The organism is Micromonospora sp. DT228, from assembly GCF_049841595.1.
Classification (GTDB): Bacteria; Actinomycetota; Actinomycetes; order Mycobacteriales; family Micromonosporaceae; genus Micromonospora.
Window position 1 is genome coordinate 23,556 of the sequence record NZ_JBNCKO010000011.1, and the last position, 19,545, is coordinate 43,100.

The following is a 19,545-nucleotide window of genomic DNA, read 5'->3' on the forward strand; positions in this document are numbered from 1 at the left end:
GACGTCCGATGCGGGAATCTGGATGCTGACTGCCATGACGCATGCCTCAGCACCGGACCTGTCGGTTCTGCACGCCGTGCGGGTCGCCGGGGTGGCCGACGACGCGGCCGTCTCCGGCCGCACCGGCGTCGACCCGGAGACGGCCGCCGAGCTGCTGTTGGACTTCGAGGCGTACGGGTGGGTGACACACGTCGAGTTCGGCGGCACCGGTGGGTGGACGCTCACCGAGCGCGGCCGCGAGCAGGACTCCCGGAGGCTGGGCGAGGAGCTGGACCAGACGGGCGCACGGGCCACCGTCGAGCAGGCCCACAAGGAGTTCGAGACCCTCAACGGACGACTGGTCCGGGCCTGCACCGACTGGCAGCTGCGGCCGGTCGAGGGTGACCGGTTGACGTCCAACGACCACACCGACCCGCAGTGGGACGGCCGGGTGCTCGACGAGCTCACCGCGATCGGCGTGGAGCTGACCCGGCTGATCGGCGCGCTCGTCAGCGTGCTGGGGCGGTTCGACGGCTACGCCGACCGGTTCGACGCGGCGCTCACCCGTGCTCGCGCGGGGGACGGGCGGTGGGTGACCGGGGTGGGGGTCGCGTCGTGCCACGCCGTGTGGATGGAGTTGCACGAGGATCTCCTGTCGACACTCGGGATCGCCCGGGACGCCGCATCGGAAAGCCGCTAGGTTCCCGCCGTGGCTGTCCGATACCTCTACCTGGCCCGACACGGCGCGGCGGACGCCTTCGGCGAGCTCACCGACGTGGGATACCAGCAGGCCGACCTGCTCGGTCGACGGCTCGCCCGCCTGCCGATCGACGCGGTGTGGCACTCGATGCTGCCGCGTGCCGCCGCGAGCGCCCGCGCGATCGCCAAGCACCTGCCGGACGTGCCGGTCGGCGAGGCGGCCGAACTCGTCGACCACGTGCCGTACGTGCCGAACGCGGACGAGATGCCCCGCTCCTGGGCCGGCTTCTTCGACGGCTACGACGAGGCCGAGGCGGCGGCCGGTGCACGTATCGCGGCAGCTCTGGTGACCCGGTTCACCACGCCCCCGGAGCACGACTCGCACGAGGTGCTTGTCACGCACGCGTACCCGATCGCGTGGCTGGTGCGGCACGCGCTGGCGGCCCCGCCCACCCGGTGGCTCGGCCTGGACAGCGCGAACACGGGTCTCACCGTGCTCGAATACCGGGCCGGGCTGTCGCCCACCCTGGTGATGTTCAACGACCAGAGCCACCTGTCGGGTGACCTGCGCTGGACGGGGTTCCGCTCGGCCACCCGCCCGTGAGGGCCGCGCTGCCGGCGTGAGCGATCGGTGCGGGTCGGTGCTCCCGGCCTGGATCGGGCCTGTAGAGCTGCCCCATCGGTGGGGCAGGCAAGTGCGGCCAGCTCAGCTCCGTGCACCCGTCTTGAACACCTGCCCCGGCTCCAGGCCCAGCCGCGCCCGGCAGCACCGCGCGACGCAGTTGGGCACCGGACCAGCCGGCCAGACTTCCCGGAGCCGTTCGATCGCCTGGCTGGGGGAGCGGTGTGGTTGGTGGAAGACGTGGAAGCGTGGATCACCGAGCACCGGCCGCACCAAGCGCGAGACGCCGACCCGGACGACCGCTGAAGCGACAGGTGCGGGGCCGGTGCTGCGGCCCGGAGTCGGGCTGTAGAGCTGCCCCACGGGTGGGGCGGGCCGGGTCCCGCCAGGTCAGGTGGTCTTGATGTCGGCCGCGCCGAAGGAGACCGAGAATCGCTTGCACCAGATGGAGACACTCCGGAAGTCACGGGGGTCCACCGAGGCCGGTAGGTCGTACACCTGGTTGCCCTTGTTGCCCTTGAGTCGTGCCAGCTCGACCCATTCGCCGTCGTCGAACACGTGCCAGCCGGCCGTGCCCCGGATGACCGGTTGGTCGGTCAACCACACCCGCAGATCCGGCCCGTTCGACGTCTTCAGGTCGCGCAGGACGAGCTGGTGGCGTCCGTTGGCGAGCCGGTGGATCTCGGCACTGCCGGTCGTCTGGTGCTCGTGGGTGACGAACGTCCCGGCGGCCAGGATCTCGTTAGCCGCCGGTGTGGCCTTCGACGCGGGGGCCGGGGTCGCGGGGGCCAGGGTCGTGAGGGCCGGGGTCGTGGGGGCCGGGGTCGCGGAGGTCGGCGCGGGGACGGCCGACGTCGTCCCCGCGCCCGGGAGCGCCTCGTCGACGTAGGTGTCGGTGAACAGCTTCCACGGCTGAAACCAGGAGAGGGCCAGGGCCGTCACGACGACGGCGGAGACGAGGGCGGCCCAGGCCACAGGCGACCGGAAGATCGATTTTCCCACCCCCGCAGCGTACGGCGGCGGTGGTGGCCGGACCGGTCGCGAACCCTTGCGGAACCCTTACGAATCGGCAGCTGTCGACACCCCGCCCCGGTTGTCAGGGCAGCGTGATGCCGGTGTCCGTGCCGACCAGGGCCTGTGCGCAGGGGCAGCCCGCCTGGTCCGCCGGCAACGCCTGGACCGCGTCGCCGAGCAGGACGCGCAGGCGTTCGACGTTTCGTGCGAAGACCGTGAACACCTCCTGCTGGGTGACACCGTGGCCGACCTCGACGCCCGAGTCGAGATCGGTGACCAGCGACAGCGCGGTGTAACACAGGGCCAGTTCGCGTGCCAGCACCGCTTCGGGGTGACCGGTCATGCCGACGACCGACCAGCCCTGCCGCCCGTACCACACCGATTCGGCACGGGTGGAGAAGCGCGGCCCCTCGATGACGACAATTGTGCCGCCGTCGACAGGCCGCCAGTCGGCGTCGCGGGCGGCGTCGAGGACCGTGGCGCGCCCCACCGGACAGTAGGGGTCGGCGAACGGCACGTGGACGACTCCGGGGAGTTGCCCGTCCGGGCGCAGCCGCCCGTCGTAGTAGGTCTGCTCGCGGCCGGAGGTCCGGTCGACAAGCTGGTCCGGCACGACGAGGGTGCCGGGGCCCAGGTCCGGTCGCAGGCCGCCCACGGCCCCCGGCGCGAGCACCTGGCGGACGCCGACCGCGCGCAGCGCCCACAGGTTCGCCCGGTAGTTGATGCGGTGCGGGGGGAGTGTGTGCCGGCGTCCGTGGCGGGGCAGGAACACCACGGGTCGCCCGGCGACGCTCCCGACGGACAGCGCGTCGCTCGGCGGTCCGTACGGGGTGTCGACGGTGACCTCGCTGACGTCGTCGAGGAACTCGTAGAAACCGGATCCGCCGATCACGCCGATCGGTGGGCGGGCCTTACCTTCTGACATGTGCACGTCTCCTCGGAAGCGGGTGGGGTCGACTCTCAGGAACGGTTCGTGCCGCGCCGGCCGATGATGGCGGCGACGACAAGCACGATCACGACGACTGCCCAGACGACGGCCAGACCGGCCGCGAGCCCCAGCGGGTAGTCGCGGTCCGGTAGGCCGGGGTTCGGCGGCGCCGAGGGCGGACGCCACAGCAGTGGCACCGCGAGCAGCAGCAACGTGGCGCTGGCCAGCAGGCCCGCGCCGATCCAGGCCAGGCGGAACCGGTCCGTCACCAGTCGGCCCAGCGCCAGCCCGACCAGTCCGACGAGCGGTGCGACAAGGACGTCGTGCAGCACCGGACCGCCGAGAAGCCACGGCAGAGCGGTGCCGAGCTGGGGCAGGAGCAGCCAACCGCCGTACGCCGCCGTGGCGACGCCGAGCACGAGCAGGAGCAGTCGGACGGCCCTCACCGCAACACCTCCAACCGGGCCACCCACTTGGTCTGCAGGACGCCCGGCCGGCTCGGCGCGATGAGGCGGCAGGGATACCCGTGGTCCGGCGACAGCTCCTCGCCGTTGATCCGCAGCGCGAGCAGGGTCAGCGGGTCGCGGGCGTGGGCGGCGGGGAGGGTGCTCGCGGCGTACAGGCCGTCGGTCTCCAGCGAGGTGACGCGAACCGGTCGGCCGGTGGGCGCGCCGGCGTGGCGCAACAGGTCGACGACGGGCACGCCGGTCCAGTGGGCGGAGAAGCTCCATCCCTCGACGCAGGCGATCGGCAGTTCCGCAGTGCGTTGCGGCAGGGCCGCCAGGTCGGCAAGCGTCAGGGCGTTTCGTCCGCCCGGCCAGACGATCTCCAGTCGCCAGTCGGGTGCAACGGTGATGCGCGCGGCGGCGGCCGTCCGGTTGATCGGCACGCCCTGCGGCCCGGACGCGGACCGCCACGCCAGCGGGGACACCCGCCGCAACCACGGCACGGTGACCCCGGCGGTGGCCAGCACGGCGACGCCGGCGACGCCCACCGAGGTACGCAGGAACGCGCGCCGCCCGGCCGCGTCCCGATCGCCCTGCCCGACGGCGCTCCGTCGCAGTGACGTGCCCAGCGCCGCGCGGGCGACCGGGAGCTGCACCGCCACGTGCAGCAGCAACGCGCCCACCACCACCCAGGCGACCGCGTAGTGGGCCGTCGGGAAGAAGAACCCCCAGGGGTACGACTGGGCGACGTTGAACAGGCCGGTGACGAGTTCGAAGAACGCGGCGCAGACCAGGACCAGGACGGAGATCCGTTCGAGGGCGTGGGCGGACAACCGGATCGGCTGGCGCAGGGGCGGACGGACGAACAGCCGGGGGTAGACGCTCCACAGTTTGGCCAGCAGCAACGGGATCGCCGCGACACCGGAGAGCACGTGGACGCCCTGGGTGATCCGGTAGAGGCTGACCGGTCGGGTCGGCCAGGTGAACCAACCCGGCGGGTGCTGGAGGTAGTGGCTCAGCAGTCCGGTGCCGAAACACAGCCCGAACGCCACCGCGAGCCAGAGGCCGAGCCGGGCGGCGACAAGCGGTGAGTGCGACGGCGCGGTGAAGTCCTCGGGGACGGGCACGCGGGGCCTGCGGATCACGGTCGCACCAACTCGGTGAACCAGCGTCTGCCGAACCGGAGACGGTTCGCGACCCGTAGGCCGGCAGCGGCGGCGGCATCGGCCATCGAGTCCGCGCTGACCCGCGCCCACGGAAACGCCGGCCCCTGGCGTCCCCCGTCGCCGGACGCCCCGGACAGCACGTACGCCTGTCCCTGCCACAGCCCGGCGCCCGGGGGTTCCACCTCGACCAGGAGCGTCCCGTCGGCCGCGAGCAGGGTGGCGCAGCGGCGCAGCAGCCGGACCGGGTCACCGCCGATGCCGATGTTGCCGTCGACGAGCAGGGCGTGGGCCCACCTCCCCTCGCCGGGGAGGGGGTCGAAGACGTCGCGTCGCAGGGCGACCACACCCCGGCCCTGGGTCAGCCGTACCGCCTCGGCGGAGATGTCCACCCCCAGTGCGACGAGACCGCGCTGGGCGAGTGCCCTGGTCAGTCGGCCGGGGCCGCAGCCGAGATCGATCGTCGGCCCGTCGCAGCGGGCGGCGATGGCTTCGATCGCCGGTTCGGGTGGGCCGTGCCAACGCCGTACCGGCAACAGGTCGCGTCGCCCGTCGGTGTGCACCAGCCAGTGCTCGGGTGGGGCCGGGGGGAACGCGGCGACAGGTGTGGCGCGGGCCCCCTGGTCGGCGGGCCACCCGTCGAGCCCGCCCAGCACCACGGCGAAACCGTCGAGACTTATCGTCGAGGTCACCGGGTGCGTCCGCTCACCAGGTGGCCGCCCACCGACTCGACGGCAGCCGCGAACCGGGTGCCGGGCAGGTCGGCCGCGACCGCCAACGCGCCGGGCCAGTCGTCGACATCGCGCTGCGCCGGCAGGATCGCCGGGCGTACGCCGTGTTCCCGGAGCGCGGCGAGGGTGCGGCGACCGGTGTCGTCGGTCGACATCGGCACGTCGCGCAACGCGCTCGCGGACGCCGGATCGCGTAACCCGAGAGCCCACCAGCCGCCGTCGAGCGCAGGCCCGAACACGGCCCCGTGCTCGGCGAGCAGGTCCAGGGCGGTGGTGAGCAGGGCCGGCCGGACCTGCGGGGTGTCCATGCCGATCTGGAGCACCGGTCGGCCGGGGAAGGCCGCGGCGGTGTCGGCGTGCGCGTTCGCGAGACGGTCGGCGAACGTCGCGCCGCGCTGGTCGACGAGGTGCCAGCCCGCCAGCGCGGCGGCCAGCTCGTCGGCGTACGCGGCATCGGCGAACCGACCGGTGTGGGCCAGCACGGGAATTGTCGCGGCGGTGGCGCGTACCGCCGCGAGGGTGTCCAACAGCGCCGCCGCCGCGATGTGGGCCGCCTGGGCAGGGCTCGCCGGAGGGCAGAGGCGCGTCTTGGCCAGCCCGGCGACCGGTGCCTTCGCGACCAGGAGCAGCACGTTCACCGGCCACCGCCGGCGCCGCCGCGCAACACGCCGGCGAAGTCCCGGGTCGCCCGCACCGTGCCCCGGACCGACCCGGAGACCTTCGACCTGGTGCCGGCGGCCCGCGGCGCGTACGCGACGTCCAGCTCGACGATCCGCCAACCCGCCTCGGCCGCGCGGAGCAGCAACTCCAGGGGGTAACCGAACGCGCGGTCCTCGACGCCGAGGCCGAGGAGCGCCGCGTGCCGGGCCACCCGGATCGGGCTGATGTCGTACACCGGCACACCGCGACGTCGCAGCAGCGCGGCCACCAGCGCGTTTCCCGTCCGGGCGTGCCACGGCCAGGCATCCGCCGAGACCGGCCGACGCCGCCCGACGGCGAGATCCGCCCGACCGTCGAGCACCGCCGCGACGAGCCTGGGCAACTCGGCCGGATCGAACGAGCCGTCCGCGTCGAGGACGCAGACCAGCTCCGCGTCCGCCGCCAGCAGGCCGGCGTGCACGGCCGCGCCGTACCCGCGTCTCGGCTCGTGGACGACCCGGGCCCCGTACTCGGCCGCGACGGCCGGCGACCCGTCGGTGGAGCCGTTGTCGACCACGATGGCCCGGTAGCCAGGCGGCAGCCCGCTCAGTACGACAGGCAGTGCGGCCGCCTCGTCCAGACACGGCAGCACCACGTCGATCGTTGTGTGCATACCGGCGACGCTAGGCCCGCCACGGGCCGTCGGGACCGCTGTTCGTCCTTACGAATCGCTTACGCGGCAGGGGATCTTACGAGTCCCTGACGTCCCGCCGTCGCGCTGTCGGATCCCTGGTCGGAGGTCGTAACGTCGGCCGTCACCATGACCACGATGACCCGGCCGGGACGACCCCGGTCCGCCGACCTGATCGTCCTCGGCGTCGAGGTGGCCCTGCTCGCCATCGCCGTCGCCGTCGGCGCACTGCTCAACCATCGGGGCGTACGGCTGCACGCGGACGCCGCCCCGCTCTACGCCACCTGGCAGCCGCACCTGGGCCCCGGCACTCCCGCCGCGCTCCTCGTCGCGGCGCTGTTCGTCTGGCGCGGCACGCGCTGGGCAACCACCGCGCGGTGGCCACTGTTGCTCGTCGTCGGCTTCCTCACCGCGGTGCTCTGGACGCTGTCGCTGGCCCTGGTGGACGGCTGGTCCGCCGGGTTGACCGAGCGGCTCACCGTGCAGGCCGAATACCTGCACGAGGTACCCGGGGTGACGGATGTCGGCGCCATGGTGGCCGGCTTCGCCGGTCGGATCCTCGATTTCCAACCCGACTCGTGGTCCACCCACGCCGCCGGCCATCCACCGGGAGCGCTGCTGTTCTTCGTCGTCCTGGAGCGGATCGGCCTGGGCGGCGGGGCGGCCGCCGGGCTCGCGTGTGTGGTGCTCGGCGCCACGGTCGCCGTGTCGGTGCCGGTGACGGTGCGGGCGCTCGGGACCGAGGACGCCGCTCGGGCGGTGTGGCCGTTCCTGGTTCTCCTCCCGGGGGCCGTCTGGGTGGGCGCGTCCGCGGACGGGGTCTTCGCCGCGGTGGTCGCCGCCGGGCTGGCGCTGCTGGTGGTGGGTGGCCGCGCCGGGGCCGTACTCGGTGGGCTGCTGCTCGGCTTCGCGCTCTACCTGTCGTACGGGTTCGTCCTGGTCGGGATACTCGCGTTGACAGTGGTGCTGCTGCGGGCGCGGGACCGACTCGGCGTGCTCCTGGTCGCGGCGACGGCTGTCGCGGCCGTCGTCGCCGGGTTCAGCCTCGCCGGCTTCTGGTGGCTGGACGGCTACCACCTGGTGGCACGTCGTTACTACCAGGGCTGGGCGGCGGAACGCCCGTACGGCTACTGGATCTGGGCGAACCTCGCCGCCCTGCTCCTCTCGGCCGGGCCGGTGCTCGGGCCGGCGCTGCGCCGGGCGGTGGCCGCCGTGCCGCTCCGCGCACCGCACCCGACGGCCCTGCGACAGCGGATGCTCAGCGCCGGACCCACCGTGTGGCTGCCCGTCGCGGCGGCGGTGGCCGTGCTCGCGGCGGACCTGTCCGGGCTCAGCAAGGCCGAGGTGGAGCGGATCTGGTTGCCGTTCGCCGTCTGGCTGTTGGTCGCCACCGCGCACCTGCCCGACCGACACCGACGGTGGTGGCTGGCCGCCCAGGCCGTGACGGCTCTCGCCGTCAACCACCTACTGTGGACGGTGTCCTGACCGAGGCCGGCTCCCGCATCACCGCGGTGGTGAAGTCGGCGATGCCAGCGGCGAACCCGACCCGGGCGGTGAAACCCAGCAGCCGGGTGGCGCGGGCCGGATCGGCCACGACGTGCCGGACGTCCGCCATCCGCCCGCCGCCGACCGTGACCGGCGTCGGCCCGCCCATCGCCGATGCCAGCTCGTGGGCCAACTCGCCGACGGTGTGTGGTTCACCGGAGCAGACGTTCACCGGGACCAGGGGCTCCGGGGCCGCTGTCGTCAGGGCCAGCAGGTTGGCCGCGGCGATGTCGTTCACGTGCACGAAGTCGCGCCGCTGCCGGCCGTCCTCCAGGACCCGGGGCGCCTGCCCGGCGGCCAGGGCCGACCGGAAGATCGACGCCACCCCGGCGTAGGGGGTGTCGCGGGGCATCCGCGGCCCGTAGACATTGTGGTACCGCAGCGCCCAGACCGACCCGCCGGTCTGCCGGGCCCACGCGCCGGCGAGGTGCTCCTGGGCCAGCTTGGTGGCGGCGTACGTGCTCTGCGGTTCCAGCGGCGCGTCCTCGGGCACGAGATCGGGGGAGAGCGTCAGGTCGCAGCGGGGGCAGGTCGGCTCGTACCGGCCCTCGGCCAGGTCGGCGGCGCGACGGCCAGCCGGCCTGACGATCCCGTGGACCGGGCAGTGGTAGCGGCCCTCGCCGTAGACCACCATCGAGCTGGCCAGCACGAGGCGGCGTACGCCGGTGGCGTGCATCGCGGCGAGGAGGGTGGCCGTGCCGAGGTCGTTGTGCGCGGCGTACCGGGGGGCGTCGGCCGGGTCGACGCCGTGGCCGACCATGGCCGCCTGGTGGCAGACCGCGTCGACACCGGCGAGCAGCCTGGTCAGCAGCTCACCGTCGCGCACGTCGCCGACCACGAGATCGTGCCGCTGCGCCCAGGGCGGTGGCGTCGCGCCGTGCGCCTCCGGCAGGAGCGCGTCGACGGCCACCACCTCGTGCCCGTCCTCGCCGAGCAGGTCGGCGACATGGGAGCCGATGAACCCGGCAGCACCGGTGACAAGTATCCGCATTCCGGTCACCGTAGGACCCCGCGTACGCCCGCACCGGCCGGCCCGCGCTGCCGTAAGAACCTCGTTAGGTTTCGCCGGTGCGGCCGACGCCCGGCGCCTGGCTACGCTGGGCGGATGGACAGGCCGGGGGACAGGTCGACCGGCCGGAACGGGGGACGTTCGTGACACAGCGGGTGCTGGTGGTCGACGACGACCAGACCGTCAGTGACGTCATCTGTCGCTACCTCGAACACGACGGCTTCCAGGTCAGCCACGCCGGCGACGGAGCGGAGGCGCTGGCGGCGGTGGCTCGCCAGGCACCACACCTGGTCGTGCTCGACCTGATGCTGCCCCGGATCAACGGCCTGCAGGTGTGCCGGGAGCTGCGGGCCCGGCCGGACGGCATCCCGATCATCATGCTGACCGCGCGGGGTGACGAGTCCGACCGCATCCTCGGGCTGCAACTCGGCGCGGACGACTACCTGACCAAGCCGTTCTCCCCCCGGGAGCTGGTGCTCCGGGTCCGCTCGGTGCTCCGTCGCGCCGCCGGCGGGCCGCCGCCCGAGCGGCCGGAGTCGCTCACCGACGGCAGCCTGGTGGTGCACACCACCTCCCGAACCGCCCGCCTCGCCGGTGCCGACCTGGCGCTGACGCTGCGCGAATTCGACCTGCTCGTCCACCTCATGCGGCATCCGTCCCGGGTGTTCAGCCGGGCCGAACTCCTCGAGCAGGTCTGGGGCTGGAACTTCGGGGACCACTCGACGGTGACGGTGCACGTACGCCGACTGCGCGAGAAGATCGAGGCCACCCCGGCCGATCCGCAGCGGATCGTGACCGTCTGGGGCGTCGGCTACCGGTACGAGCCAGCCGATGCGTGACCTGCTGCTGATCTTCGCGATCGCCCTCGGCGCGGCACTGGGCATCGGGCTCGCCGGCGCGCTGCTGCTGCGCGCGCTCCGGCGCAGCTCGATCACCGTGCACGTCGGCGTGCTGCTCGCCACCACCGTGGTCGCCGTCGCCGTCGGGGTCCTGGCGGTCGCGGAGGCGATGTTCCTCTCCGCCCACGACCTCGAGGTCGTGCTGATCACCGTCTCCGCGGCGGCGGTGGTCAGCCTCGCCGTCGGCGGGCACTTCGGCCGTCGACTGGCCCGCGCGGCGGTCTGGCGCGACCAGGCCCGGGAGCGGGAGCGGCAACTGGAGAAGGGTCGACGCGACCTGGTCGCCTGGGTCTCCCACGACCTGCGTACCCCGCTCGCCGGACTGCGGGCCATGGCGGAGGCGCTGGAGGACCGGGTGGTCCGCGATCCGTACACCGTCGACGAGTACCACCGCCGGATCCGGCTGGAGACCGACCGGATGACCCGACTCGTCGACGACCTGTTCGAGCTGTCCCGGATCAACGCGGGAGCGCTGCGGCTGTCGTTGACCGCGGTGCCGCTCGGCGAGGTGGTGTCGGACGCGCTGGCCAGCACCATCCCACTGGCCGACGCACGCCGGATCAAGCTGATCGCCAGCGAGTCGGGATGGCCGACGGTGGCCGCGAGCGAACCGGAGCTGGCCCGGGTCGTCGCCAACCTGCTGCTCAACGCCGTCCGCTACACCCCCGAGGACGGCACCGTCCGCATCGAGGCCGGCCGCGAGGACGACCACGCCTGGCTGTCGGTCGCCGACACCTGCGGCGGCATCCCCCCGGCCGACCTGCCCCGGCTGTTCGACATCGCGTTCCGTGGCGAACCGGCCCGCACCCCCCGTCCCGGCGACGGTGGGGCGTCCGGAGGGCTCGGCCTGGCCATCGTCCACGGCCTGGTGGAGGCGCACGGGGGTCGGGTCGAGGTGCGCAACACCCCGGAGGGCTGCCAGTTCATGGTCCGACTGGCCACCGCCTGAGGAATCGAACGTTCGGGGTGGTGGGAGAGGCGGGTTAACCCTACCGGAAGCTCACCGACCAGCCGGATCGTCAGGGACTGAGGATCCTCGTAGCGTCGTGATCATCAATGCGACGACGAGATGAGCACACCATGGCCAAGTTGCGCCAACGGCAGCGCGGGCATCGCCGTCCGGTCACCCGGGCCGCGGTGGCGGACGAATTCGCGCCGACGCGCCATCTGCCCGCCGAACGCGGCTTGGTCCGCCTGCGGCTGCTGGAGTTTTGGGCTGTCTGTCTGTTGCTGACCTGGATCCCGTTTGCACTGCTGGGAGTGCTGGGTGTCAGCCCCGACGAGGGACTCGGATTGCTGGTGTTCGCGCTCGCGGCGAGTGGCCCGTCCCTGGCGGCGCTGATCCTGTGGTTGCGGCGCCGCGGGGAAAGGCGTCCGGGCCCCCGCACGCGATGGTCGCTTGGCACGTCAGTGGTGGCGGTACTGCTGGGCGGGGTCGCCCCGGTGGGTGCGGCGGTCCTGATGAACCTGAACGACCTGTCGGCGATCCCGCACCACGCGGGTTCGGTAGTCGCCGGTGTGGGCGGACCGCTCATCGCGCTGGCCTACACGCTGCTCGCAGGGCCAGTGGCGGAGGAGTTCGGCTGGCGGGGGTACGTACAGCCACGCCTGAGGCAGTCCTACAGCCGGATGGCGACCACCCTGGTGCTGGGAGCCGCGTGGGGCCTGTGGCACGTGCCGCTGTTCTTCCTGCCTGGCACCGGGCAGCACGACGAAGGCTTGTTCACCCAGCAGGGGGCGGTGTTCTTCCTGGCGCTCCTTCCATTCACCTACCTCATGCTCTTCGTCACCGAACGCCTGCGCGGTGGTGTCCCAGCGGCGATCCTGATGCACGCGGCCTGGAACCTCGCCGACGAGACGATGCCACACCTGGGCAACGGCGGCCCGTGGCTGAAGCTTGTTCTCCTGTCGGCTACGGCGGCAGTGGTGGGCCTGCTGTGGCTCCGTGCGACTCCGGTGGGCCAATACCGCCCCGACTCCTGATCCGGGTGCGCTGCAGACCTCGTCCGGCGTTGTCGTGGTTGAGGCGGGCGAGCGCGTCCTGCTTACGCTGCGTCAGATCGCGCGGCGGTTCGGGTTCGTTGTCGGAATCCTCCACGCGTTCTCGGCGGTCGCACAACTGACGGAGGGGCGCGGCTCAGCCGACCCGCTGGGTCAGTACCCGCCCCGGCCAGGACCCAGCCAGGAAGGTTTCGGCGGGAGTGAACCCGTGGCGTTCGTAGTACGCCACCAACTCGCCACCGCCGCCCGCCCAGCAGTCGACGCGTAGCAACCGCACGCCGGCCCGTCGGGTTTCCTGCACGGCGTGGGCCAGCAGGGCCGACCCGAGATTCCGGCCGGCGAATCGTCGGTCGGTGACCAGGAGGCGGATGTAGCGCTCGGGTTCGTCCGCAGGCGCGATCGGTGCCCGCGGATCGGGCCCGGAGTCCAACACCAGGGCTGCGGCCGGCGTCCCGTCCACCTCCGCGATGTACGGGAGGTTCTTGCTCCGAACTCAAGCGCGCCCGCACCGGTCGACCCGGGTCTGTTCATGCTTCGTCACCGGATGTTCGGCCTCGCGTCGACTCGAATCGATAGGGTTCGTTGGCCGCCACCGACGGCGGCTTGTGCGGAAGGACGTCGATGCGCAGGACGACGGACTGGCAGGCCCGTACCCTGGGCGCTCTCGCGGTTGCGGTCGCGCTGGTGGCGGCCCTGCTGCCGGCAGCCCCGGCGGCTGCCGCCAGCGCGGGCTTCAAGACGGCGACGCTGAACATCTACTACGGGCTGAGCCAGGCCGACTTCGTGCACGACCTGAACCTGATCTCGTCCAGGGCGGACCTCGTCGGACTCAACGAGGTCGGTGCCCGCAAGGCGTTCCTGGAGAGCTGGGCCGCCGACAACGGCTGGTGGTTGTACGCCCCGGGCGGGACCAACCAGGCTGGCGAAGCGTTGATCGCCAGGAAGAGCGTGTTCGACGTACTCGACAAGGGGTCGATTTTCGTCTGTGACACCAACGGTCCGGGCGAGGTGCCGCCCGCGCGGTACAACAACTGGGTCAAGTACCGGCACAAGACCAGTGGTCGCAACGTGACCCACATCAACGCCCACGCGGTGGCGAGCATCGAAAACGCCGGCCGGCCGGAGGACCTGCCGCGCACCAGGTGCGCCGAGGCGCAGTTCCAAGGCCTCAAGGACCTGGCGGTGGACAAGCAGGACGAGGGCCAGGTCATCGTGAGCGGTGACCTCAACGTCGACTTCAGCGCCGACCGGAGCCACGGGTACGCGAAGTTCCCGTGGCAGGTCTTCGAGGCCAACGAGCTGCCGAATCTGCGCTCCAACTACAACCTCTACGGCGAGAAGGGCACCGGCACACACGGCAACCGGCACATCGACTACGTCTACTTCTGGAAGCGGCTTCCCGCACACCAGCTGATGTGGATGACCGATTACGACGTCGTCGGTGGCACCAGGTCCGACCACAACGGTGTCGTCGCGACGTTCTCCATCCAGAACTGACGCGCCCGCCTTCGGCCGGCCACGAGTTTCTGGAGAGGTTTGTGCCGCCGGGGGCAGACGCCACACGTGTGTCACGGCAGTCCGACTGGCCACCGCCTGACGCAGTTCGCTACTCGTACTGCTGCCCACACCGGGCCAGGTCCGCCAGATCGTCCCAGCCGAGGAAATCGATGGCCTGATCGCCTGGCTCCCGTTCGTTCACCAACTCCGCGTGTGGGCCAGGAAGCGGCTTCCGTATGCCGTCGTCCTCGCTCCAGCCGCCCAGCGCCCCGGCCGCCCCGCATTCCAGGTACGTATTCGGATCGAAGTTGTACCAGGTGGTGGTCAGGGCTCGTGCACATCCGGCGGTACGGGGCGCAGCAACGCCGAAGTAGGCGTACTTGTCGAGGGGGCCCTGGTCGACGAAGTCGGCCAGGTCCGCGATCTGCGACAGGACGATGGCTTCCCAGTGGGCATACGTGGTCGGCTCGTGTGTGTAGGGGAACGAAGCGGATCGCCAGGAGGCCCGCAACGGCGCCGGCTCGACCATGCCTGCTGCCGCGACCATCGCGGCAACCGTGTCCAGGTCCAGCCGGACCTGGTCCGACAGCGGCCGGGAAACCTGCCACCAGGCGCGCAGGAACCTGTCCAAACTGTGTCCGGCGGCGTTCATCTGCTCGCCTTCTCGGACAAGCCGTCGGTAGAGGTCGCGGTTCGTGCGGCAGACCGGGTCGGATGGGCCGTGGACCCAATAGGTCTGCTTGTGCACCACCCCGGATTCCAACGCCAGGGCGTTGGCCAGCGCCTCGATCCGATCAGCGAAAGCGCTTATCTGGACCCGGTTGCCGTTGTCATCCTGCCGCCACAGCTCCCACACCGCCACGGCAGCACCGTAGCCGTCCGCTCGCTGCGTTGATGACGGGGGGAGCCGAGAGGTCCTCCCCTCCGGGCGTGACCCAGAATCACGGACGTTCCAGGTGGCCGAATTCGTGCCATCCGGGCCATCGCCAACTGTGGACTTCAGGCCAGCTTGTCGCGAGACCGGTGGAGAGCGCGCCACCGAAGGCCACGGTCCCTTCGTGGGACGCGTAGGCGATCCAGTCGTGCCGCTCGTCGCTCCAGAGAGCTTCGGCTCCGGCGTACCTCGGTGCCATGATCGCGGCATCCAGCAGGTAGTCGGCCCCGTACTCACTCACCTCGACCACGCGACGGCGGCCCAGCTCCCACAGCACCCGGCGGACCTGGTCAACGCCGTCGTCCTCCCACATCGACTCCCCGGTCAGCACCAGCACGTCGTGCGGAACCGAAGTGCTCAGCAAGGGGTGCCACCAGCCGTTGCGCACACCCCATCGTCGCTGCAGCGACGTGCGCCAGGCTGATGACTCCGCAGGCGTCAGCACGCGTCGGTACGGAAGCGGGTCGATGTCGAGGTCGGGCTGCGCCACCCACCGCCGCACGTTTGCGACGAACAGTCGACGCTCGTCCGCGATGGCGCCAGCCTCCACCTCGTCCTGCCTGGGCGTGGTGAACGGAGAGTTCGCGGCCTCGGGGGCGGCGAGGAGCGCGTGAGTCAGCACGTCGATGCCGGGGAGGTGGTCCGGGTCGAGGCGCTCGACCTCCACCAGGATCGCTGCCACCACGTTGTAGCGGGGAAAGATCTGCTTCGCCTCGGTGGTGTAGTGGTACCCGTCGGCTTGGCGGCCATCGTTGGGCAGTTGGCGGTACCCACGCCGCAGCTCCTCGTATCGCGCCTTGAGGTAGCGCCGCGACGCCCAGTGCACGGTGTTGGATTCCACGCGAGCATCCTTGCTCTGCTGGGTGGTTGTCGTTGCTGTGGGGTGCGAGTGCTGGGCAAGTCTCGCCGCCACTGCTCGGTGGGTCGGGTGAGTCGCTGGTCGCGCAGGTCGGTACGCGTCAGGCCAGGGTGTACTCCAAGACGTAGGAGTGGCTGCCGTCGTCGGACTGGATGATCTCGAATTCTCCCGCGATCCCGGCGAGGTCACCGGAGCCCGTTCCCGGGACGACGCGGATCGCGAGTTGCTCACCGTGGCTGCCGGGTGCGCTGTGTTGCAGGACGAACGAACCCTTGCGGCCGTCAAGTTCGCCCGTGAATCGCTCCACGGCGACGTAGGCGGCGGGGCTGCCCTCGTTGTCGGTCACCGACAGCATGGTCACCGTACCGGTGCCGGCCAGGCCGCCCTGGAAGGTCTTGGTGACCCGCGCCCGGCCAAGCGCGGCCCCTGGGCCTTCGTCGAGCACCTCCGGCTCGAATGAGGTGACCTCGAATGTTCCGCCAGCCTTCGAGCTCATCTCGCACCTTCTCATCTTGGTGGCATTTATCGCGCAGCAGCCTTGCAGACGGCACTGACATTCCCGGACGGTGACCCTCGGAAGCCCTGCACCCCGAGGGTGACCAAGCCCGGCGGGTTGGCCAGCGTCCAGATGAGAGCGGTACATAGGATGCGCTGATGCACCCGCCTGGTGATCTCGTAGGGCGGCAGTCGGAGGCCGAGCTGCTGACCCACAACTCGCTCAACGGGGCGACCGGTGGCATCTGGCGGGTGAACCGCGATGGCCGGAATACGATCTTGAAGATCGCGGCCCCGCCTGGCCGGAGCGGGGTGCCCGCGCACTGGGCGGCGAGCACCGACCAGGGCCACTGGAACTACTGGCAGCGAGAAGCCCTGGCCTACCGCGATGGGCTGGCGGAGACTGCCTATTCGGCGGCGGGCATCCGCGCTCCGGCCCTGCTGGAGTGGACGGACCGGCCCGACGGGTCGGTCGCGCTGTGGCTGGAGCACGTCGACGGCGTGCCCGGCACCGCGGCAACGCCCGCGACGCTTGGCGACTTCGCCGAGCGGCTCGGCGCTGGGCACGCGTTCTGGCTGGGCCGGCGCCCCACCGAGCCATGGTTGTCCCGCGACTGGCTGCGCGACTACACCACGACCCGCCCCGTCACCGAACCGATCCCCTGGGACCATCCCACCGCGGCCTCGACCTGGCCGCACGACCTCCGGACCAGCCTACGAGAGCTGTGGCTACGCCGGTACGACGTGCTGCGTGCCACGGACGAGCTGCCCCGTACCCTCTGCCACCACGACGTCTGGCCGACGAACCTGATCGTCGACGACTCGGGGCCGGTGCTGCTGGACTGGAGCTTCGTCGGCCCAGGTCCACTCGGCGAGGACGCCGCCAACCTCATCCTCGACACGTTCTTCGACGGCCTGGTCGACCTGGTCCTGATCGACGAGGTCGTCGAACTGGTCACCACCGGCTACCTTCGCGGCCTCGCTGGGGCGGTGGACGCCGCTACCGTCCGCCGTGCCATCCAACTCACCGGCGCCGCGAAGTACTTCTGGTTGGCCCCCTTCATGCTCAACCACCTCACCACCACGCCCACGAAGACCCGCCAGACCTACGACCTCCGTAACACGGTCACCATGTTCACCGGTCGCCGCCGCCCGCTGGAGTTGGTCGCCACCTGGTTTGCGAAAACCCGCTGACCCCATCAGCAGACCGCTGTGCCCGCCGCCATACCTGGAACGTCTGATCGAGGCGCCACGTGCCGTCGGGCTGTCGTGCCTCGTTGCGCCAGCGGAACTCGTCTGCCTCGATGTCCGAGAAGGTCCAGCGGAGGTCGCCGCCGTCCAGCACGATCTGCTCGCCGACGCGAGAGGCCAGGAAGGTGTGTGCCCGACGCCGTCCGGGTCCCACCCACGTCGAGCGCCAGACCCCCAGACCGGCCGCGGGGTCGGGGAATCGCACGCTGACGCCGTGTTCGACGCCGGGCAGGATCCAGACGTCGGTGGTGGCCCGGCCGCCCAACGCGTACCCGAAGTGCCACTCGCCTCGTCGAACTGTCGACGACCCGTCGGGGTCGTACTCGGTGCAGTCCAGTGCCCAGGAGCCCGCGAACTGTCCGAACAGGCTGAGGTCGACGCCGTCGGCCGGCTCGTCGGCGAGGAAGGCGGCGCCGACGGCACCGGATGACGTGAGCACCATGCCAGAACGATAGCGCCGGCCACGGCGGCGCGATCAAGGTAAGCGAGATTGGTCGATCCTTGACACCCGTTGATGCGATCGCTAACACTGGTCCGCAACGCGAACTTAACGAGCAGAACACATTGTGCCTGTACCGCGTGGCGCAACAGAGTTGTCCCGTGCGGCAGGGTGCCCGTCGCGCAAAACCATCAGGACCCCGAGCATCGCATGATTTGATCTTGTTAACGCTAACATCGACGGTCGCCCGGAGGAGGAGTCGTGACCCTGGCCAACGGCTACGTCCGCATCCGGATCCTGGTCCTCTCCGCCGTGGCCGCCGCCGCTCTCGTGGTGGTCGCCGACGGGCCGGCGCAGGCCGCCACGCTGCCGACCGGCGCCGTCTCGCTGGAGGCGGTCAACCAGACCGGACGGTACGTGCGGCACATCGACTACCTCGGGCAACTCGATCCGGTGACCTCCGGCAGCGCCAACCAGGTCAAGCTCGACGCCACCTTCACAGTGGTAAACGGTCTGGCCTCACCCGCCTGCTACTCGTTCCAGACCAAGAACGGGATGTTCCTGCGGCACCGCGACTACCGGCTGCGGATCGACCCCAACGCCGGTGACGCGGGATTCCGGGCCGACGCCACCTTCTGCGCGGTGGACGGCTCGGTCGCCGGATCGGTGGCGCTCGCCTCGTACAACTATCCGACCCGGCGGATCCGGCACCGTGACTTCGCGCTCTGGCTCGACGCCTACCAGGACACGGCCGCGTTCCGGGCGGACAGCTCCTTCCGCCTCGCCGCGCCCTGGGCGCCCAAGACCACCAGGGGCCCGGTGCTCCCGGGCCTCTTCGCCGACCCGCACCTCGCCGTCTTCAACGGCCGCTACTACCTCTACCCGACCACCGACGGCTACGCGAGCTGGGCCGGCACCTACTACAAGGCGTTCTCCTCCACCGACCTGGTCAACTGGACCGACCACGGGGTGATCCTCGACCACGGCCCGGATGTGTCCTGGGCGGACAACTCGGCCTGGGCGCCGGCGGTGGCCAGCGCCAACGGCCGCTACTACCTGTACTTCAGCGGTGGCGCGGCCAGCGGCAACACCGCAAAACACCTCGGGGTGGCCGTGGCCGACAGCCCCACCGGGCCGTTCCGCGACGCGCTGGGCCGGCCGCTCGTCCGCAACGACCAGTTCTCCGGTGGGCAGGCGATCGACCCGATGGTGTTCACCGACGACGACGGGCAGTCCTACCTGTACTGGGGGCAGGGCGTCGCGCGGGCCGTGCGGCTGAACAGCGACATGACCTCCTTCGACGCCGCGCAGGTGCGGGTCAGCACGCCGTCGGGCTACAACGAGGCGCCGTTCGTGTTCAAGCGCAACGGCCAGTACTACTTCATGTGGTCCGAGAACGACACGCGCAGTGAGGACTACCGGGTCGCGTACGCCACCGGCCCGTCGCCCCTCGGGCCGTGGACCCGGCGCGGCGTCGTGTTGCAGAAGCGGCTCGACGTCGGCATCAGGGGCACCGGCCACCACTCGGTGGTCCGGGCGCCCGGCAGCGACACCTGGTACATCGCCTACCACCGGTTCGCCGTGCCGGCCGGCAACGGCACCAACCGGGAGACCGCCATCGACCGGATGGAGTTCAACGCCGACGGCACCATCCGTCCCGTCGTACCGACGCTCTAGCTGACCCGGATGCCCCTCCGCGAAGGA

22 protein-coding genes are annotated in these 19,545 nt (G+C 71.4%); 9 read left to right on the forward strand and 13 right to left on the reverse strand.

Annotated elements, in window-relative coordinates:
• Positions 1-34: 34 nt before the first annotated feature.
• The gene (locus ACLQ29_RS21930) at positions 35-679 is read left to right on the forward strand and encodes a transcriptional regulator (RefSeq protein WP_425773362.1); all 645 of its coding nucleotides are present in this window, start codon (positions 35-37) and stop codon (positions 677-679) included.
• A gap of 9 nt (positions 680-688) precedes the next feature.
• Entirely contained in the window at positions 689-1,282 is a 594-nt protein-coding gene (locus ACLQ29_RS21935; protein ID WP_425773363.1) for a histidine phosphatase family protein, read from the forward strand.
• 408 nt (positions 1,283-1,690) lie between these two features.
• Here the strand turns inward: ACLQ29_RS21935 and ACLQ29_RS21940 are convergent, their stop codons facing one another.
• From ACLQ29_RS21940 to ACLQ29_RS21970, 7 genes are all read right to left on the reverse strand, one after another.
• Positions 1,691-2,302 (reverse strand): DM13 domain-containing protein, encoded by a 612-nt coding sequence (locus ACLQ29_RS21940; protein WP_425773364.1) that lies wholly within the window; start codon positions 2,300-2,302, stop codon positions 1,691-1,693.
• Between the two features lie 94 nt (positions 2,303-2,396).
• Positions 2,397-3,239: an S-methyl-5'-thioadenosine phosphorylase gene (locus tag ACLQ29_RS21945; protein ID WP_425773365.1), complete on the reverse strand. Its 843-nt coding sequence runs from the start codon at positions 3,237-3,239 to the stop codon at positions 2,397-2,399.
• Between the two features lie 35 nt (positions 3,240-3,274).
• Entirely contained in the window at positions 3,275-3,688 is a 414-nt protein-coding gene (locus tag ACLQ29_RS21950; protein ID WP_425773366.1) for a hypothetical protein, read from the reverse strand.
• Entirely contained in the window at positions 3,685-4,833 is a 1,149-nt protein-coding gene (locus tag ACLQ29_RS21955; protein ID WP_425773367.1) for a molybdopterin-dependent oxidoreductase, read from the reverse strand. The genes ACLQ29_RS21950 and ACLQ29_RS21955 overlap by 4 nt, the downstream gene beginning before the upstream one ends.
• Positions 4,830-5,543 (reverse strand): methyltransferase domain-containing protein, encoded by a 714-nt coding sequence (locus tag ACLQ29_RS21960; protein ID WP_425773368.1) that lies wholly within the window; start codon positions 5,541-5,543, stop codon positions 4,830-4,832. The genes ACLQ29_RS21955 and ACLQ29_RS21960 overlap by 4 nt, the downstream gene beginning before the upstream one ends.
• Positions 5,540-6,220, reverse strand: coding sequence for a TIGR04282 family arsenosugar biosynthesis glycosyltransferase (locus tag ACLQ29_RS21965; RefSeq protein ID WP_425773369.1), 681 nt, complete (start codon positions 6,218-6,220; stop codon positions 5,540-5,542). The genes ACLQ29_RS21960 and ACLQ29_RS21965 overlap by 4 nt, the downstream gene beginning before the upstream one ends.
• Positions 6,217-6,894: a glycosyltransferase family 2 protein gene (locus tag ACLQ29_RS21970; protein WP_425773370.1), complete on the reverse strand. Its 678-nt coding sequence runs from the start codon at positions 6,892-6,894 to the stop codon at positions 6,217-6,219. The genes ACLQ29_RS21965 and ACLQ29_RS21970 overlap by 4 nt, the downstream gene beginning before the upstream one ends.
• A gap of 147 nt (positions 6,895-7,041) precedes the next feature.
• Between ACLQ29_RS21970 and ACLQ29_RS21975 the strand changes: the two genes are divergently transcribed.
• On the forward strand, positions 7,042-8,397 hold the full coding sequence (locus ACLQ29_RS21975) for a hypothetical protein (RefSeq protein ID WP_425773371.1): 1,356 nt from the start codon (positions 7,042-7,044) through the stop codon (positions 8,395-8,397).
• Here the strand turns inward: ACLQ29_RS21975 and ACLQ29_RS21980 are convergent.
• Complete coding sequence (locus ACLQ29_RS21980; RefSeq protein WP_425773372.1) at positions 8,369-9,448, reverse strand: NAD-dependent epimerase/dehydratase family protein; 1,080 nt, start codon at positions 9,446-9,448, stop codon at positions 8,369-8,371. The genes ACLQ29_RS21975 and ACLQ29_RS21980 overlap by 29 nt on opposite strands.
• Positions 9,449-9,609: 161 nt before the next feature.
• On the opposite strand from ACLQ29_RS21980, the gene ACLQ29_RS21985 reads away from it, so the two are divergent.
• From ACLQ29_RS21985 to ACLQ29_RS21995, 3 genes are all read left to right on the forward strand, one after another.
• A complete protein-coding gene (locus ACLQ29_RS21985) occupies positions 9,610-10,305 on the forward strand; it encodes a response regulator transcription factor (RefSeq protein ID WP_425773373.1) in 696 nt (231 codons plus the stop codon).
• Complete coding sequence (locus ACLQ29_RS21990) at positions 10,298-11,314, forward strand: sensor histidine kinase (protein ID WP_425773374.1); 1,017 nt, start codon at positions 10,298-10,300, stop codon at positions 11,312-11,314. Before ACLQ29_RS21985 ends, ACLQ29_RS21990 begins: the two co-directional genes overlap by 8 nt.
• 131 nt (positions 11,315-11,445) lie before the next feature.
• Positions 11,446-12,348: a CPBP family glutamic-type intramembrane protease gene (locus ACLQ29_RS21995; RefSeq protein WP_425773375.1), complete on the forward strand. Its 903-nt coding sequence runs from the start codon at positions 11,446-11,448 to the stop codon at positions 12,346-12,348.
• A gap of 154 nt (positions 12,349-12,502) precedes the next feature.
• On the opposite strand, the gene ACLQ29_RS22000 is transcribed toward ACLQ29_RS21995, so the two are convergent.
• Entirely contained in the window at positions 12,503-12,835 is a 333-nt protein-coding gene (locus ACLQ29_RS22000; RefSeq protein WP_425773527.1) for a GNAT family N-acetyltransferase, read from the reverse strand.
• A gap of 152 nt (positions 12,836-12,987) precedes the next feature.
• Here ACLQ29_RS22000 and ACLQ29_RS22005 point away from each other — a divergent pair, with 152 nt between their 5' ends.
• Positions 12,988-13,863 carry an endonuclease/exonuclease/phosphatase family protein gene (locus tag ACLQ29_RS22005; RefSeq protein WP_425773376.1) on the forward strand — a complete coding sequence of 292 codons (876 nt, stop codon included), beginning with the start codon at positions 12,988-12,990 and terminating at the stop codon, positions 13,861-13,863.
• Between the two features lie 109 nt (positions 13,864-13,972).
• On the opposite strand, the gene ACLQ29_RS22010 is transcribed toward ACLQ29_RS22005, so the two are convergent.
• The 3 genes from ACLQ29_RS22010 to ACLQ29_RS22020 all read right to left on the reverse strand — a co-directional run bounded on the left by ACLQ29_RS22010 (position 13,973) and on the right by ACLQ29_RS22020 (position 16,152).
• Positions 13,973-14,725, reverse strand: coding sequence for a hypothetical protein (locus tag ACLQ29_RS22010; RefSeq protein ID WP_425773377.1), 753 nt, complete (start codon positions 14,723-14,725; stop codon positions 13,973-13,975).
• 79 nt (positions 14,726-14,804) lie between these two features.
• Positions 14,805-15,638, reverse strand: coding sequence for a hypothetical protein (locus tag ACLQ29_RS22015; RefSeq protein ID WP_425773378.1), 834 nt, complete (start codon positions 15,636-15,638; stop codon positions 14,805-14,807).
• A 118-nt stretch (positions 15,639-15,756) separates the two neighbouring features.
• On the reverse strand, positions 15,757-16,152 hold the full coding sequence (locus tag ACLQ29_RS22020; RefSeq protein WP_425773379.1) for a DUF3224 domain-containing protein: 396 nt from the start codon (positions 16,150-16,152) through the stop codon (positions 15,757-15,759).
• 158 nt (positions 16,153-16,310) lie between these two features.
• On the opposite strand from ACLQ29_RS22020, the gene ACLQ29_RS22025 reads away from it, so the two are divergent.
• Complete coding sequence (locus ACLQ29_RS22025) at positions 16,311-17,345, forward strand: phosphotransferase (protein ID WP_425773380.1); 1,035 nt, start codon at positions 16,311-16,313, stop codon at positions 17,343-17,345.
• Here the strand turns inward: ACLQ29_RS22025 and ACLQ29_RS22030 are convergent.
• A complete protein-coding gene (locus ACLQ29_RS22030) occupies positions 17,287-17,844 on the reverse strand; it encodes a hypothetical protein (protein ID WP_425773381.1) in 558 nt (185 codons plus the stop codon). The two genes, ACLQ29_RS22025 and ACLQ29_RS22030, sit on opposite strands and share 59 nt — an antisense overlap.
• A 258-nt stretch (positions 17,845-18,102) precedes the next feature.
• On the opposite strand from ACLQ29_RS22030, the gene ACLQ29_RS22035 reads away from it, so the two are divergent.
• Positions 18,103-19,518: a family 43 glycosylhydrolase gene (locus tag ACLQ29_RS22035; protein ID WP_425773382.1), complete on the forward strand. Its 1,416-nt coding sequence runs from the start codon at positions 18,103-18,105 to the stop codon at positions 19,516-19,518.
• Positions 19,519-19,545: the final 27 nt, after the last annotated feature.